This window comes from Streptomyces sp. NPDC093252 (assembly GCF_040683675.1).
Taxonomy (GTDB): Bacteria; Actinomycetota; Actinomycetes; order Streptomycetales; family Streptomycetaceae; genus Streptomyces.
In genome coordinates this window covers 239,560-255,474 of sequence record NZ_JBFBEM010000013.1, presented here as the reverse complement: position 1 = coordinate 255,474, position 15,915 = coordinate 239,560, and the positions used below count along the sequence as shown (strand labels likewise).

The 15,915-nt window shown below is 71.4% G+C and carries 13 protein-coding genes; 10 read left to right on the top strand and 3 right to left on the bottom strand.

The annotated features are described in order from the left end of the window. Positions 1-42: 42 nt before the first annotated feature. A complete protein-coding gene (locus AB0O01_RS26810) occupies positions 43-1,200 on the bottom strand; it encodes an acyl-CoA dehydrogenase family protein (protein WP_365317194.1) in 1,158 nt (385 codons plus the stop codon). 123 nt (positions 1,201-1,323) lie between these two features. Beyond that, positions 1,324-1,524, bottom strand: coding sequence for a hypothetical protein (locus AB0O01_RS26805; protein ID WP_365317192.1), 201 nt, complete (start codon positions 1,522-1,524; stop codon positions 1,324-1,326). A 102-nt stretch (positions 1,525-1,626) separates the two neighbouring features. Here AB0O01_RS26805 and AB0O01_RS26800 point away from each other — a divergent pair, with 102 nt between their 5' ends. Further along, positions 1,627-2,871, top strand: a complete 1,245-nt coding sequence (locus AB0O01_RS26800) for a helix-turn-helix domain-containing protein (protein ID WP_365317190.1) — start codon at positions 1,627-1,629, stop codon at positions 2,869-2,871. Between the two features lie 23 nt (positions 2,872-2,894). Here the strand turns inward: AB0O01_RS26800 and AB0O01_RS26795 are convergent, their stop codons facing one another. Continuing rightward, complete coding sequence (locus tag AB0O01_RS26795) at positions 2,895-3,512, bottom strand: TetR/AcrR family transcriptional regulator (protein ID WP_365317188.1); 618 nt, start codon at positions 3,510-3,512, stop codon at positions 2,895-2,897. A gap of 87 nt (positions 3,513-3,599) precedes the next feature. On the opposite strand from AB0O01_RS26795, the gene AB0O01_RS26790 reads away from it, so the two are divergent. The 9 genes from AB0O01_RS26790 (at position 3,600) to AB0O01_RS26750 (ending at position 15,700) form a co-directional block, all read left to right on the top strand. Then, positions 3,600-5,216: a carboxyl transferase domain-containing protein gene (locus AB0O01_RS26790; RefSeq protein WP_365317187.1), complete on the top strand. Its 1,617-nt coding sequence runs from the start codon at positions 3,600-3,602 to the stop codon at positions 5,214-5,216. Between the two features lie 74 nt (positions 5,217-5,290). Further along, positions 5,291-7,267, top strand: a complete 1,977-nt coding sequence (locus AB0O01_RS26785) for a biotin carboxylase N-terminal domain-containing protein (RefSeq protein ID WP_365317266.1) — start codon at positions 5,291-5,293, stop codon at positions 7,265-7,267. Continuing rightward, entirely contained in the window at positions 7,264-8,244 is a 981-nt protein-coding gene (locus AB0O01_RS26780; protein WP_365317185.1) for a hydroxymethylglutaryl-CoA lyase, read from the top strand. The genes AB0O01_RS26785 and AB0O01_RS26780 overlap by 4 nt, the downstream gene beginning before the upstream one ends. Positions 8,245-8,249: 5 nt before the next feature. Further along, positions 8,250-9,416, top strand: a complete 1,167-nt coding sequence (locus AB0O01_RS26775; protein WP_365317265.1) for an acyl-CoA dehydrogenase family protein — start codon at positions 8,250-8,252, stop codon at positions 9,414-9,416. A gap of 181 nt (positions 9,417-9,597) precedes the next feature. Continuing rightward, positions 9,598-10,671: an ABC transporter substrate-binding protein gene (locus tag AB0O01_RS26770; RefSeq protein ID WP_365317183.1), complete on the top strand. Its 1,074-nt coding sequence runs from the start codon at positions 9,598-9,600 to the stop codon at positions 10,669-10,671. Positions 10,672-10,766: 95 nt separating this feature from the next. After that, positions 10,767-12,209, top strand: a complete 1,443-nt coding sequence (locus tag AB0O01_RS26765) for an aspartate aminotransferase family protein (protein WP_365317181.1) — start codon at positions 10,767-10,769, stop codon at positions 12,207-12,209. Further along, complete coding sequence (locus AB0O01_RS26760; RefSeq protein ID WP_365317180.1) at positions 12,193-13,473, top strand: SidA/IucD/PvdA family monooxygenase; 1,281 nt, start codon at positions 12,193-12,195, stop codon at positions 13,471-13,473. Before AB0O01_RS26765 ends, AB0O01_RS26760 begins: the two co-directional genes overlap by 17 nt. Next, complete coding sequence (locus AB0O01_RS26755) at positions 13,470-14,009, top strand: GNAT family N-acetyltransferase (protein ID WP_365317179.1); 540 nt, start codon at positions 13,470-13,472, stop codon at positions 14,007-14,009. Before AB0O01_RS26760 ends, AB0O01_RS26755 begins: the two co-directional genes overlap by 4 nt. Further along, entirely contained in the window at positions 14,006-15,700 is a 1,695-nt protein-coding gene (locus AB0O01_RS26750) for an IucA/IucC family siderophore biosynthesis protein (RefSeq protein ID WP_365317177.1), read from the top strand. Before AB0O01_RS26755 ends, AB0O01_RS26750 begins: the two co-directional genes overlap by 4 nt. Positions 15,701-15,915 lie beyond the last annotated feature (215 nt).

Genomic DNA, 15,915 nt, shown 5'->3' with positions numbered 1-15,915 from the left:
GTACCTGTGCCTGCGCCTGTACCTGTCATGGGGGGGACGGTCCTAGAGACCCATGTCCTTGGCGATGATCGACTTCATGATCTCGCTGGTGCCGCCGTAGATCCGGTTGACGCGGTTGTCGGCGTAGAGGCGGGCGATCGGGTACTCGTTCATGTATCCGTAGCCGCCGTGGAGCTGGAGGCAGCGGTCGATGACGCGGTGGGCGACCTCGGTGCAGAACAGCTTGGCGCTGGCGGCCTCGGCGGCGGTCAGCTCCCCGGCGTCGAGCGCTTCGAGGGCCCGGTCGGCGACGGCCTCGGCGGCGTCCACCTCGGCCTGGCAGGCGGCCAGCTCGAACTTGGTGTTCTGGAAGTGCGCGACGGGCTGCCCGAACACGGTCCGCTCCTGCACATACCGCTTCGCGAACCGTACGGCGGCCTTGGCCTGGGCGTAGGCGCCGAAGGCGATGCCCCAGCGCTCGGAGGGCAGATTGGCGCCCAGGTACGAGAACCCCTTGTTCTCCTCGCCCAGCAGATCCTCCACCGGCACCTTCACATCGACGAAGGCCAGCTCGGCGGTGTCGGAGGTGCGCAGCCCCAGCTTGTCGAGCTTGCGGCCGATGGAGTAGCCGGGCGACCTGGTGTCGACGGCGAGGAGGGAGATGCCGTGCCGCCGGTCCTCGGGGGTGGCGGGCGCGGTACGGGCGCAGACGATGACCCGGTCGGCGTGGACCCCGCCCGTGATGAAGGTCTTGGAGCCGTTGAGGACGTAGTGGGTGCCGTCCTCGCTGAGCTTGGCGGTGGTCTTCATCCCGGCGAGGTCGGAGCCGGTGCCGGGCTCGGTCATCGCGATGGCCCACATCTCCTCGGCGGAGACGAACTTGGGCAGATACCGCTTCTTCTGCTCCTCGGTGGCGAGCGACTTGATGTACGGCAGGGCGAGCAGCACATGCACCCCGGACCCGCCGAAGGTGACACCGGCGCGGGCGGTCTCCTCGTACTGGACCGCCTCGAACTTATGGCTGTCGAGCCCGGCGCCGCCGTACTCCTCGGGGACGTTGATCCCGAAGAGGCCCAGCTCGGCGAGCTGGTGGTAGAAGGCGCGCGGGGCCTGACCGGCGGCGAACCAGTCGTCGTACACCGGCACGACCTCGGCCTCGATGAAGGCGCGGAGGGTCTCCCGGAACGCCTCGTGATCCTCGTTGAACACCGTACGGCGCACGCCGCCTCCTCCTGCCGGATGGCTACCGGAGCCATGTCTAAGCGCTTGCTCACTCCAACCGTACCGGCGAGTACGATCCCGCGTCCAGACCACCCGATGGGGCGCCCGCCCCACGGGACACGCTCACTGCCCGGTACCGGGGACGCGATGCAGAGGACAGGCACAGGGCGGGAACCGGGTACCGGTCCCGAGGAGGTCGGGAGGGGGGTCCTGGTCGACGGGGACGACGACGGTGGTGCGGGGCGGGGTGACGACGGTGCCGTGGCGGTCGACGGTGTAGACCTCGATGGTCATCTTGGCGCCAGTGGGCAGGCGGCTGGTCATACGGGCCTCCTGGGCAACGGGAAGTCGGTCGCTGAAGACCCTTTCGGTGGACGCCCGTTGCTCCCATCCCGTCGCCCTATGGTCCCGCCCTATATTGGGCCTATGGGGGATTCCCGTACCGATCTCTGGTCCCACCCCGCCCTCGCGGCAGCGGTCACCCGTGCCGACTGGGGCGCCGTCCTCCGGACCTACCGGCGGCTCACCGGCACCAGTCAGACCAGGCTCGGGGAGCGGGTCGGTCTGGTGCAGCCGGACGTGTCCGACATCGAGCGGGGGCGGCGCCGGGTGACCTCGGTCGAGGTACGGCAGCGCATCGTGACGGGGCTCGGCATCCCGGCGCACCTCCTGGAGGCGCCACAGCAGCGCACCTCTCCGGTCCCTGCCCTCACTCCCTCCGGTCTCGACCCCGACGAAGATCTACTGACCCGGATCACGAGTGTGACCAAGGGCGGGCACCGGGCGGACGCCCCCACCCTGGACTGGCTGGACCGGCTGCTCGCCGAGCACCGCCGCGCGGAGGACGAGATCGGCTCCCGCCCGCTGGTCGGTCTGATGCGCCGGCAGTTGCGGGACGTCGTGGATCTCTACTCCGGCGCGCGTGGGCCGCTCGCCGGCCGGGTGGTGCGGCTCGCCGCCGAGCACGCGCAGTTCCTGGCCTGGATGGCCCAGGACCAGGGGGCGGACACCGCGGCGCTGGCCTGGCACGACCGGAGCCATGAGTGGGCCCTTGAGGCCGGGGACGCGAACATGGCCGCCACCACCCTGAGCATGAAGTCCCACCTGGCCTGGGCCACCGGACACGGCACCCGGACCATCCGCCTCGCCGAGGCCGCCCGCTGGTCGACCCCCGGCGCCTCCCTCGGCGTCCAGGGCATGGCCGCCCAGATGGCCGCCCGGGGGCACGCCCTCAACGGGGACGGCGGCGCCGCCGAACGCCTGCTGGACGAGGCGCAGGCCCTCATCGGCCGCGCGGCGGAGCGCCCCGAGGACGAGCCGCCCTGGATGTACTTCTACGGCGAGACCTGGTTCACCCTCCAGCGGGGCATGTCCGCGATGCATCTGCGCGACTGGCCCGGGGCCGTCGACTCCCTCACGACCGGCCTGGACGCCCTGGCACCGGACTTCCGGCGGGACAGAACCTGGTACCGCGCCTGCCTGGCGCACGCCCTCGCGGGCGCGGGTGAGGCCGCGCAGTCGCTGACCGTGGCCCTGGCGAGCGTCCCCGACGCCGCGGCCGTGGGCCGCCCCCACTCCTGGCGGGAACTCCACACCACCGCCGCCCTCCTCCTCCGCCGGGGCGCCCGCGAGGGGCGGCAGCTCATCACCGCCCTCCGCGCGTATGACTGACCCCGCCTCTCACCTTTCACCCCTCACCCGAACGAACCACCCTCATCCCGCCCGACCGAGGCCAGCGCCCCTTTGGCCATCCGGCGCAGCAATTCCCCCGTAGCTGCCCGGCCGGGCAACGCCCCCCGGCGCCCCAGGTGGGGCGTCGAGTTCAGCAGGCCGAAGACCGAGTGCACCGCGGAGCGGGCCGCCGGTTCCGGGAGGGTGGGGTACAGGTCGCGGACGACGCCCACCCACAGCTCGACGTACTGCCGCTGGAGCTGCCGTACCAGCTTGCGGTCGCTGTCGCGGAGGCGGTCCAGCTCGCGGTCGTGCAGGGTGATCAGCGGACGGTCGTCCAGGGCGAAGTCGACATGGCCCTCGATGAGGGCGTCCAGGAGCCCTTCCGGCGGGCAGTCCGGCCCCGCCTCCGCCACGCGGTGCTTCGCGCCGGTCAGGAGCCGCCCGCTGATGCCGACCAGCAGCTCGGCGAGCATCGCGTCCTTGCCGGGGAAGTGCCGGTAGAGGCCGGGGCCGCTGATCCCGACCGCCGCCCCTATCTCGTCCACGCCGACGCCGTGGAAGCCGCGTTCGGCGAAGAGCCGGGCGGCCTCCTTGAGGATCTGCTCGCGACGGGTGGGGGCGTCGGTTCTGGTGGCCATGAAGGCAATTGTAGACAGAGGGGTTAGCGGTCGTTAACCTGAAGGAAATGCGTTAACGCTCATTAACAAAGTGAGGGGGCTCGCGGGATGGACCAGGCACCGGAGCTGTCGAGCGCGGCGGACCCCGCGTCGGCGGCGTTCCGCGCCAACGAGGCGGCCCAGCGCGCGCTGGTGGCGGAGCTGCACGGCAGGCTGGCGGCGGCCCGACTGGGCGGCGGTGAGCGGGCCCGGGAGCGGCACACCGCGCGCGGGAAGCTGCTGCCCCGGGACCGGGTGGACACGCTGCTGGACCCCGGTTCGCCGTTCCTGGAGCTGGCCCCGCTGGCCGCCGACGGGATGTACGAGGGGCAGGCGCCGGCCGCCGGGGTGATCGCCGGGATCGGGCGGGTCAGCGGGCGCGAGTGCGTGATCGTCGCCAATGACGCCACCGTGAAGGGGGGGACGTACTACCCCATGACGGTGAAGAAGCATCTGCGCGCGCAGGAGGTGGCCCTCGACAACCGTCTCCCCTGCGTCTATCTGGTCGATTCGGGCGGGGCGTTCCTGCCGATGCAGGACGAGGTCTTCCCCGACCGGGACCACTTCGGGCGGATCTTCTACCACCAGGCCAGGCTGTCGGCGGCCGGGATCCCGCAGATCGCCGCCGTGCTGGGGTCCTGCACCGCCGGGGGCGCCTATGTGCCCGCCATGAGCGACGAGGCCGTCATCGTGCGCAACCAGGGGACGATCTTCCTGGGCGGGCCGCCCCTGGTGAAGGCCGCCACCGGCGAGGTCGTCACCGCCGAGGAGCTGGGCGGCGGGGAGGTCCACGCGCGCGTGTCCGGCGTCACCGACCATCTCGCGGAGGACGACGCCCACGCGCTGCGGATCGTCCGGAACATCGTCGCGACCGTCCCCGCGCGCGGGCCGCTGCCCTGGGCGGTCGTCCCGGCCACCGAGCCCAAGGTCGACCCGTACGGGCTGTACGGGGCCGTCCCCGCCGATCCGCGCACCCCCTACGACGTGCGGGAGATCATCGCCCGGGTGGTGGACGGCTCGCGGTTCGCCGAGTTCAAGGCCGAGTTCGGGCAGACCCTGGTCACCGGCTTCGCCCGGATCCACGGCCACCCGGTCGGGGTCGTCGCCAACAACGGCATCCTGTTCTCCGAGTCCGCCCAGAAGGGCGCCCACTTCATCGAGCTGTGCGACCAGCGCGGCATCCCCCTGATCTTCCTCCAGAACATCTCCGGGTTCATGGTCGGCAGGACCTACGAGGCAGGCGGCATCGCCAAGCACGGGGCGAAGATGGTCACCGCCGTCGCCACCACCCGCGTCCCCAAGCTGACCGTCGTCGTCGGCGGCTCCTACGGCGCGGGGAACTACTCGATGTGCGGCCGGGCCTACTCCCCCCGCTTCCTGTGGATGTGGCCCGGCGCCAAGATCTCCGTCATGGGCGGCGAGCAGGCCGCCTCCGTCCTCGCCACCGTCAAGCGCGACCAGATCGAGGGCCGCGGCGAGTCCTGGACGGCGGAGGACGAGGACGCCTTCAAGGCCCCGATCCGCGAGCGCTACGAGCGGCAGGGCAGCGCCTACTACGCCACCGCCCGCCTCTGGGACGACGGGGTCATCGACCCCCTGGAGACCCGCCAGGTCCTCGGCCTGGCCCTGACCGCCTGCGCCAACGCACCCCTGGGCGACCCCCAGTTCGGCATCTTCCGGATGTGAGAGGACGCACCCCCATGCCCACGCCCACTCCGATGCCGACGCCGATGCCGATGCCGACGCCCATGTCCGCAGCCCTGTTCGACACCGTCCTCGTCGCCAACCGCGGTGAGATCGCCGTCCGCGTCATCCGCACCCTGCGCGCCCTCGGCATCCGCTCGGTCGCCGTCTTCTCCGACGCCGACACCGACGCCCGGCACGTCCGCGAGGCGGACACCGCGGTACGGATCGGCCCCGCGCCCGCCACCGAGAGCTATCTGTCCGCCGACCGCCTCCTGGAGGCCGCCGCCCGCACCGGCGCCCGGGCCGTCCACCCCGGCTACGGCTTCCTCGCCGAGAACGCCCCCTTCGCGCGCGCCTGCGCCGATGCCGGGCTCGTCTTCATCGGGCCGCCCGCCGACGCCATCGCGCTGATGGGCGACAAGATCCGCGCCAAGGAGACGGTGAGCGCGGCCGGGGTCCCCGTGGTCCCCGGCGGCCGTGACCCGGAGCTGGCGGAGGCCGCCCGCGCGCTGGGCGCGCCCGTGCTGCTCAAGCCCAGCGCGGGCGGCGGCGGCAAGGGCATGCGCCTGGTCCGCGACCTCACCGCGCTGGAGGAGGAGATCTCCGCCGCCCGCCGCGAGGCCGCCGCCTCCTTCGGCGACGACACCCTCCTGGTCGAGCGGTGGATCGACCGCCCCCGGCACATCGAGATCCAGATCCTCGCCGACGCCCACGGCAACGTCGTCCATCTCGGCGAGCGCGAGTGCTCCCTCCAGCGCCGCCACCAGAAGGTCATCGAGGAGGCCCCCAGCGTCCTGCTGGACGCGGCGACGCGCGCGGCGATGGGCGAGGCGGCCGTCCAGGCGGCCCGCTCCTGCGGGTACGTGGGCGCGGGCACGGTCGAGTTCATCGTCCCCGGCGGCGACCCGTCGGCGTACTCCTTCATGGAGATGAACACCCGCCTCCAGGTGGAGCACCCGGTCACCGAGCTGGTCACCGGGCTTGACCTGGTGGAGTGGCAGGTACGGGTGGCCGCCGGGGAGCCGCTGCCCTTCACCCAGGACGCCGTCACCCTCACCGGGCACGCGGTCGAGGCCCGGATCTGCGCCGAGGACCCGGCGCGCGGCTTCCTCCCGACCGGCGGCACGGTCCTGCTGCTGGACGAGCCCGCCGGGGACGGCGTCCGCACCGACTCCGGGCTGAGCGAGGGCGACGCGGTCGGCAGCCGGTACGACCCGATGCTGTCCAAGGTCATCGCGTACGGCCCCGACCGGGCGAGCGCCCTGCGCACTCTCCGGGCCGCCCTCGCCGCCACCGTCACCCTCGGGGTCACCACCAACGCCGGGTTCCTGCGCCGCCTGCTGGCCCACCCGGCGGTCGTCGCGGGCGACCTGGACACCGGCCTGGTCGAGCGCGTCGCCCCCGACCTGGTCCCCGCCCACGTACCCGAGGAGGTGTACGAGGCGGCGGCGGCCGTCCGCCTGGACGCGCTCCGCCCGGCGCCCGGCGGCTGGACCGACCCGTTCTCGGTCCCGAGCGGCTGGCGCCTCGGCGGCACCCCGCACCCGGTCGCCTTCCCCCTGCGGGTGACCGACCCGGTGACCCACACCCCCCGGGGCACCCACACCCTCACCCCCACCCGGGTCTCCGTCACCCTCGACGGCGTCCGCCACACCTTCCACCGCGCCGGTGACTGGCTCGGCCGGGACGGCGACTCCTGGCAGGTCCGTGACCACGACCCGGTCGCCGCCGCCCTCCAGGGCACCACCCGCTCCGGTGCCGACTCCCTCACCGCCCCCATGCCCGGCACGGTCACGGTGGTGAAGGTCGCCGTCGGCGACGAGGTCACCGCCGGTCAGAACCTGCTGGTGGTGGAGGCGATGAAGATGGAGCACGTCATCTCCGCCCCGCACGCGGGCACGGTCACCGCACTCGACGTCACCCCCGGCACGACGGTCGCCATGGACCAGACCCTGGCCGTCATCACCCCGGCCCCGGACGCCTCGCCGGATGCGCCGACCGACTCCCCGCCGGACACCTCGCAGGACGCCCCCGCCAAGGACCCGTCATGACCGCCCTCCCCATGGTCGTCCCGGCCACCGACCTCCCCACCCGGGTCCGGATCCACGAGGTGGGCGCCCGCGACGGCCTCCAGAACGAGAAGACATCCGTCCCCACGGAGATCAAGGCGGAGTTCGTGCACCGCCTCGCCGCCGCCGGGCTCACCACCATCGAGGCGACCAGCTTCGTCCACCCCGCGTGGGTGCCCCAACTCGCCGACGCCGAGGACCTGTTCCCCCTCCTCGGCGACCTGAAGGGCGTGGCCCTGCCCGTCCTGGTCCCCAACCGCCGCGGCCTGGACCGCGCGCTCGCCCTCGGCGCCCGCCGCATCGCGGTGTTCGCCAGCGCCACCGAGTCCTTCGCCCGCGCCAACCTCAACCGCTCCCTGGACGAGTCCCTCGCCGTCTTCGACCCGGTCGTCCGGCAGGCGAAGGACGCGGGCGCGCAGGTCCGCGGCTATGTGTCGATGTGCTTCGGCGACCCCTGGGAGGGAGTCGTCCCCCTCCACCAGGTCGCCAGGGTCTGCACGGCGCTGCGGGACATGGGCTGCGACGAACTGAGCCTCGGCGACACCATCGGCGTGGCCACCCCCGGCCATGTCCTCGAACTGCTCTCCCTGCTCAACGAGGAGGGCGTCCCCACCAATGTCCTCGGGGTGCACTTCCACGACACCTACGGCCAGGCGCTCGCCAACACCTACGCGGCCCTGGAACACGGCGTGACCACCGTCGACGCCTCCGCGGGCGGCCTGGGCGGCTGCCCCTACGCCAAGTCGGCCACCGGCAATCTCGCCACCGAGGACCTGGTCTGGATGCTCCAGGGCCTCGGCATCGAGACCGGTGTCGACCTCGGCCGGCTCACCGCCACCAGCGTGTGGATGGCCGAACGACTGGGCCGCCCCAGCCCGTCCCGCACCGTCCGCGCCCTCTCCCACCAGGAGAACCAGGAGAACCAGGGCGACCAGGAGCAAGAGGAGCCCCAGGAGTGACGACCATGGACCACCGCCACCGCCTCACCCCCGAGCTGGAGGAACTCCGCCGCACGGTCGAGGAGTTCGCCCACGAGGTCGTCGCCCCCAAGATCGGCGACTACTACGAGCGGCACGAGTTCCCCTACGAGATCGTCCGCGAGATGGGCCGCATGGGCCTGTTCGGCCTCCCCTTCCCGGAGGAGTACGGCGGCATGGGCGGCGACTATCTGGCGCTCGGCGTGGCCCTGGAGGAACTGGCCCGGGTCGACTCCTCGGTGGCGATCACCCTGGAGGCCGGGGTGTCGCTGGGCGCGATGCCGGTCCATCTCTTCGGCACCGAGGAGCAGAAGCGGACCTGGCTGCCCAGGCTGTGCGCAGGGGAGATCCTCGGCGCGTTCGGGCTGACCGAGCCCGACGGCGGCTCCGACGCGGGCGCGACCCGGACGACGGCCCGACTGGACGAGGCCACGGACGAGTGGGTGATCAACGGCACCAAGTGCTTCATCACCAACTCCGGCACGGACATCACCGGCCTGGTCACGGTCACCGCCGTCACCGGCCGCACCGCCGAGGGCAAGCCGCTGATCTCGTCCATCATCGTCCCGTCGGGCACCCCCGGCTTCACGGTGGCCGCGCCCTACTCGAAGGTCGGCTGGAACGCGTCGGACACCCGGGAGCTGTCCTTCGCCGACGTACGCGTCCCGAGGGCGAATCTCCTGGGCGCCGAGGGCCGGGGCTATGCCCAGTTCCTGCGCATCCTGGACGAGGGCCGGATCGCCATCGCGGCACTGGCGACGGGGCTGGCCCAGGGCTGTGTGGACGAGTCGGTGGCGTACGCGAAGCAGCGGCACGCCTTCGGGCGGGCGATCGGCGGGTACCAGGCGATCCAGTTCAAGATCGCGGACATGGAGATGCGGGCCCACACGGCCCGGCTGGCCTGGCGCGACGCCGCGTACCGGCTGGTGGCGGGCGACCCGTTCAAGAAGGAGGCGGCGCTCGCCAAGCTGTACTCGTCCACGATCGCCGTGGACAATGCGCGCGACGCCACCCAGATCCACGGCGGCTACGGGTTCATGAACGAGTACCCGGTGGCCCGGATGTGGCGGGACTCCAAGATCCTGGAGATCGGGGAGGGCACGAGCGAGGTGCAGCGGATGCTGATCGCGCGGGAGCTGGGGCTGACGGGCTGACCGGCTGACGCAGGGGGCGGCCCCCGGACCGAGCGGGAAGCAAGGTTAGGCTAACCTTCCTTCCCGCTCGACCCATCCAGCCCGGCCCGTCCGGCCTGGCCCATCCAGCCCGGCCCATCCGGCCAGGTCAACCCAGCCAGGTCCGTCCGGCCGCGCCCTCTCCCCCGAAAGCAGCCCCGCCATGCCCCGCACCACCCCCACCCGCCACCGGCTCCCCTCCCCCACCCGCCGCCAGATCCTCACCGCCGCCGGCGCCCTCGGACTCGGCGCCGCGCTCACCGCCTGCGGAGCCGACGACCCCGCCCCGGCCGGAGGCACCGGCACCGGCACCGGCACCGGCGCCTCCGGCCCCTGGTCGTTCAAGGACGACCGCGGCGAGACCGTCACCGCCGACCGCACCCCGGCCACCCTCGTCGCCTTCACCGGCACCGCCGCCGCCCTCCACGACTACGGCGTCACCGTCCAGGGCGTCTTCGGCCCCACCCGGACCGCCGACGGCACACCCGATGTCCAGGCCGGCGACCTCGACATCGGCGAGGTGACGATCCTCGGCAACGAGTGGGGCCAGTTCAACATCGAGAAGTACGCGGCCCTCGCCCCCGACCTCCTGATCTCCACGATGTACGACGACCGCGGCACGCTCTGGTACGTCCCCGAGGAGTCCAAGGACAAGATCCTCGCCGTGGGCGCCCCCACCGTCGGCATCTCGGTCTACGACCGGTTGCTCACCGGCTCCCTGGAGCGGATGGCCGAACTCGCCGCCTCCCTCGGCGCCGACCTGAGGGCCACCGAGGTGACGGCGGCGAAGAAGCGGTTCGAGGACGCGGCGGCCCGGCTGCGCGCCGCCGCCGCGGCCAAGCCCGGCCTCAAGATCCTGGTCGGCTCCGCCGCCGCGGACATGTTCTACGTCTCCGGCTCCAATCTCTCCGTCGACCTGGAGTACTTCAAGTCCCTCGGGGTGAACTTCGTGGAGCCCCCGGCGTCGGCGCTGGCGGAGACCGGCGGCTGGTTCGAGACGCTGAGCTGGGAGAACGTCAACAAGTACCCGGCGGACCTCATCCTCATGGACAACCGCACCTCGGCGATCCAGCCGGCCGACATCACCAAGGGCACCTGGCGGCAGCTCCCGGCGGTGAAGGCGGGCCAGGTGCTCTCCCGGGAGAACGAGCCGATCCTGTCGTACGCCAAGTGCGAGCCGGTGCTGACGGCGCTGGCCGAGGCGCTGGAGGGGGCCGAGAGGGTCAGCGGGGAGTGAGCGAGTAACTTAGGTTAGGCTTACCTAAGTAAGAGCGACTATCTCGCTCCGCTTCCCCCTGTTCCCCTCCCCCGCCCCGCCGGAGGCTCCCCCACATGCGCTCGCAGCTCCTCAACCACACGACCGCGGAGCGGTACCGCCGTTCCGTGACCGAGGGGGTGGAGCGGGTCGCCGCCCGGCTCGCCACCACCCGACGGCCGTTCACCGGAGTGACCGTCGACGCCCTCGACGCCCTCATCGAGCGGATCGACCTCGACCGGCCGCTGCACGACACCACCGCCGTGCTGGACGAACTGGAGGACGTCTACCTCCGGGACGCCGTCTCCTTCCACCACCCCCGCTATCTCGCCCACCTCAACTGCCCGGTCGTCATACCGGCCGTGCTCGGCGAGGCCGTGCTGTCCGCCCTCAACTCCTCCCTGGACACCTGGGACCAGTCGGCGGGCGGCACCCTCATCGAGCGCCGGCTCGTGGACTGGACCGCCGGGCGCATCGGGTTCGGCCCGGCCGCCGACGGGGTGTTCACCTCCGGCGGCACCCAGTCCAACCTCCAGGCACTGCTGCTGGCCCGCGAGGAGAGCAAGGCCGCCTCCCTGGCCGACCTGCGTATCTTCACCTCCGAGCTGAGCCACTTCAGCGTGCGGAAGGCGGCGAAACTGCTGGGCCTCGGCCCGGACGCGGTGGTCTCCCTGCCCGTCGACCGGCACCGGCGGCTGCGGACCGTCGCCCTCGCCCGCGCACTGGAGCGCTACACCAGCGCCGGACTCACCCCGATGGCGGTCGTCGCCACCGCCGGGACCACCGACTTCGGCTCCATCGACCCCCTGCCCGAGACCGCCGAGCTGTGCGCCCGGTACGGCACCTGGCTGCATGTCGACGCGGCCTACGGCTGCGGCCTGCTGGTCTCCCCCACCCGCCGGTCCCTGCTCACCGGGATCGAGCGCGCCGACTCGGTCACCGTCGACTACCACAAGTCGTTCTTCCAGCCGGTGAGTTCCTCGGCCCTGCTGGTGCGGGACGCGGCGACCCTGCGCCACGCCACCTATCACGCGGAGTACCTCAACCCGCGCCGGGCCGCGGCGGAACGCATCCCCAACCAGGTCGACAAGTCCCTCCAGACCACCCGCCGGTTCGACGCGCTCAAGCTGTGGATGACCCTGCGCACCATGGGCGCCGACGGCGTCGGCGCGCTCTTCGACGAGGTCTGCGACCTGGCCGCCGAGGGCTATCGGCTGCTGACCGCCGACCCGCGCTTCGACGTGGCCGCCGAGCCGGTGCTGTCCACCCTGGTGTTCCGGTACGTCCCGGCCGCGGTGACCGACCCGGCGGCCGTCGACCGCGCCAACCTCTACGCCCGCAAGGCGCTGTTCGCGTCCGGGGAGGCGGTGGTGGCAGGCACCAAGGTGGCCGGGCGCCACTACCTCAAGTTCACCCTGCTCAACCCCGAGACCACCCCGTCCGACCTGACCGCCGTGCTCGATCTGCTCGCCGGGCACGCCGAGCGGTACCTGGGAGGCTCCCTTGACCGCGCCTGCTGACCCCGGGGAGGTCCATGACTTCGTGGGCATCGGCCTCGGCCCGTTCAACCTGGGCCTCGCCTGCCTCACCGAGCCCCTCACCGAGCTGAACGGCGTCTTCCTCGAAGCCAAGCCGGACTTCGAGTGGCACGCGGGCATGTTCCTGGACGGCGCCCACCTCCAGACCCCGTTCCTCTCCGACCTGGTCACCCTCGCCGACCCCACCTCCCCCTACTCCTTCCTCAACTTCCTGAAGGAACAGGGCCGCCTCTACGCGTTCTACATCCGCGAGAACTTCTACCCCCTGCGCGCCGAGTACGACGCCTACTGCCGCTGGGCCGCGAACCGCCTGACCAGCGTCCGCTTCAACTCCACGGTCACCGAGGTCACCCACGACGACCGGGACGGCGTCTACACCGTCCGCACCGCCACCGGCACCGCCCACCGCGCCCGCCGCCTCGTCCTGGGCACCGGCACCCCGCCCCACCTCCCCGAGCCGTGCCGGGACCTGGGCGGCGACCTGCTGCACAACGCCCACTACCTCCCGCACCGGGACGCGCTGCGCCGCAAGAAGTCGATCACCCTGGTCGGCAGCGGCCAGTCCGCCGCCGAGATCTACCACGACCTGCTGAGCGAGATCGACGTCCACGGCTACCAACTGAACTGGGTCACCCGCTCCCCCCGCTTCTTCCCCCTCGAATACACCAAGCTCACCCTGGAGATGACCTCCCCGGACTACATCGACTACTACCACCGGCTCCCCGAGGCCACCCGCTACCGCCTCACCGCCGAACAGAAGGGCCTGTTCAAGGGCATCGACGGCGATCTCATCGACGCCATCTTCGATCTCCTCTACCAGAAGAACCTGAGCGGCCCGGTCCCCACCCGCCTCCTCACCAACTCCGCCCTGACCAGCGCCCGGTACGAGGACGGCACCTACACCCTGGGCTTCCACCAGCAGGAGCAGGACACCCACTTCGAGCTGGCCTCGGAGGGCCTGGTCCTGGCCACCGGCCACCGCTACACCGAGCCGCCCTTCCTGGCCCCGATCGCCGACCGGCTGGTGCGCGACACCCACGGCAACTTCGACGTGGCCCGCAACTACGCCATCGACATCACCGGCCACGGCGTCTTCCTCCAGAACGCCGGTGTCCACACCCATGGCATCACCTCCCCCGACCTCGGGATGGGGGCCTACCGCAACAGTTGCATCATCCGCGAACTGCTCGGCGCCGAGCCCTACCCGATCGAGAAGACCATCGCCTTCCAGGAGTTCGCCGTATGAGCCTCGGCACCCTCTCCCTGCGCCCCCTCGACCCGCTCCGGGACGCCGAACTGCTGCACGGCTGGGTGACCCACCCCAAGGCCGTGTTCTGGCTGATGGGCAACGCCCGCCTCCAGGACGTCGAACGCACCTACATGGGGATCGCCGCCCACGAGCACCACCACGCCCTCCTCGGCCTGCACAACGGCACCCCCGCCTTCCTCATGGAGAAGTACGACCCGCGATACGTCGAACTCACCGGTCTGTACGAGCCCGAGCCCGGCGATGTCGGCATGCACTTCCTGACCGCCCCCACCGACCGCCCCGTGCACGGCTTCACCCGGGCCGTGCTCACCGCCGTCATGGACGAACTCTTCGCCGACCCCCGCACCCGCCGGGTGGTCGTGGAACCGGACGTGGCCAACACCGCCGTCCAGGCCCTCAACGCGGCCGTCGGCTTCGTCCCCGACCGGGAGATCGACAAGCCGGAGAAGCGGGCCCTGCTCTCCTTCTGCACCCGGCAGCAGTACCTGACCGCCCGGGGAGCCACCGCATGACCCTGTCCGACGCCGTGGCACACCTCACCCCCGAACCCGAAGGCGACGACACCTACCTCGTCCCCAGCGACGACGGCCGCACCACCTACCGCTTCACCGCCGTCCGCCACGCCCTGGACCACTGGCAGATCGACCCCGCCTCCCTCACCCGCCACCGCTCCGGCACCCCACTCCCCCTCTGTGCCCTCGACTTCATCCTCGACCTCCGCACCTCCCTCGGCCTGAGCGACGCGATCCTCCCGGTCTACCTCGAAGAGATCTCCTCCACCCTGGCCGGCACCTGCTTCAAACTCGCCAAACCGCGGCTCACCGCCGCCGAGTTGGCGTCCGGCTCCTTCCAGGAGATCGAGACCGGGATGACCGAGGGCCACCCCTGCTTCGTCGCCAACAACGGCCGCCTCGGCTTCGGCGTCCACGACTACCTCTCGTACGCCCCCGAGACCGCGAGCCCGGTCCGTCTCGTCTGGCTCGCCGCCCACCGCTCCCGCGCCGCGTTCACCGCGGGCACGGGCATCGCGTACGAGTCCTTCCTCCACGCCGAACTCGGCGCCCCCACCCTCACCCGCTTCCACACCACCCTCCGCGCCCAGGACCTCGACCCGGCCGACTACCTCCTCATCCCGGTCCACCCCTGGCAGTGGTGGAACAAACTCACCGTCACCTTCGCCGCCGACATCGCCCGCCGCCACCTGGTCTGCCTCGGCGAGGGCGACGACGAGTACCTGGCCCAGCAGTCCATCCGGACCTTCTTCAACACCACCGCCCCGCACAAGCACTACGTCAAGACAGCCCTGTCGGTCCTCAACATGGGTTTCATGCGCGGCCTGTCCGCCGCCTATATGGAGGCCACCCCCGCCATCAACGACTGGCTGTCGCACCTGATCGACAACGACCCCACCCTCACCGCGACCGGCCTGACGATCATCCGCGAACGCGCGGCGGTCGGCTATCGCCATCTGGAGTACGAGCGGGCCACCGACCGCCACTCCCCCTACCGCAAGATGCTGGCCGCGCTCTGGCGCGAGAGCCCGGTCCCGTCCCTCGCCCCGGGCGAGTCACTGGCCACCATGGCCTCCCTCCTCCACACCGACCACGAGAACCGCTCCTTCACCACCGCCCTGATCGAACGCTCCGGCCGGTCCCCCCGGACCTGGCTGCGCCACTACCTCCGCGCCTACCTCACCCCGATCCTGCACTGCTTCTACGCATACGACCTGGTCTTCATGCCCCACGGCGAGAATGTGATCCTGGTCCTGAAGGACGGGCTGGTGCAGCGGGCGATCTTCAAGGACATCGCCGAGGAGATCGCCGTCATGGACCCCCACGCGATCCTGCCCCCGGCAGTGGAACGGCTCCGCGTGGACGTCCCCGACGACCTCAAACTCCTCTCCATCTTCACCGACGTCTTCGACTGCTTCTTCCGCTTCCTCTCCGCCCAACTCACCACCGAGGAAGTCCTGAAAGAACCCGACTTCTGGCACACAGTCGCCGAGGTCACCCGCGAATACCAATCATCCCACCCCCACCTCTCCGAAAAATTCACCCACCACAACCTCTTCGCCCCCCACTTCCCCCTCTCCTGCCTCAACCGCCTACAACTCCAAAACAACCACCACATGCTGGACCTGACCAACCCCACAGCAGCCCTACAACTAACAGGCACCCTAGAAAACCCCCTAGCCAACACGTAGAAAGGGGCGCGGGGAACTGCGCATTCTTTTCAGCGGCGCGGGGAACTGCGCAGTCCTTCCAGGGGCGCGGGGAACTGGGGCAGCCCTTAGGGGCGCGGGGAACTGCGCAATCTTTTCAGGAGTGCAGGGAGCAGCGCATTCCTCTCAGGGGCGCGGGGAACTGCGCAATCTTTCAGGGGCGCGGGGAACTGCGCGACCAGCCACAACCCACCCGC

Coding starts and splice junctions, on each gene's coding strand:
- AB0O01_RS26805 (WP_365317192.1), bottom strand. CDS start 1,524: ATGACCAGCCGCCTGCCCACTGGCGCCAAGATGACCATCGAGGTCTAC.
- AB0O01_RS26800 (WP_365317190.1), top strand. CDS start 1,627: ATGGGGGATTCCCGTACCGATCTCTGGTCCCACCCCGCCCTCGCGGCA.
- AB0O01_RS26795 (WP_365317188.1), bottom strand. CDS start 3,512: ATGGCCACCAGAACCGACGCCCCCACCCGTCGCGAGCAGATCCTCAAG.
- AB0O01_RS26790 (WP_365317187.1), top strand. CDS start 3,600: ATGGACCAGGCACCGGAGCTGTCGAGCGCGGCGGACCCCGCGTCGGCG.
- AB0O01_RS26780 (WP_365317185.1), top strand. CDS start 7,264: ATGACCGCCCTCCCCATGGTCGTCCCGGCCACCGACCTCCCCACCCGG.
- AB0O01_RS26775 (WP_365317265.1), top strand. CDS start 8,250: ATGGACCACCGCCACCGCCTCACCCCCGAGCTGGAGGAACTCCGCCGC.
- AB0O01_RS26770 (WP_365317183.1), top strand. CDS start 9,598: ATGCCCCGCACCACCCCCACCCGCCACCGGCTCCCCTCCCCCACCCGC.
- AB0O01_RS26765 (WP_365317181.1), top strand. CDS start 10,767: ATGCGCTCGCAGCTCCTCAACCACACGACCGCGGAGCGGTACCGCCGT.
- AB0O01_RS26755 (WP_365317179.1), top strand. CDS start 13,470: ATGAGCCTCGGCACCCTCTCCCTGCGCCCCCTCGACCCGCTCCGGGAC.
- AB0O01_RS26750 (WP_365317177.1), top strand. CDS start 14,006: ATGACCCTGTCCGACGCCGTGGCACACCTCACCCCCGAACCCGAAGGC.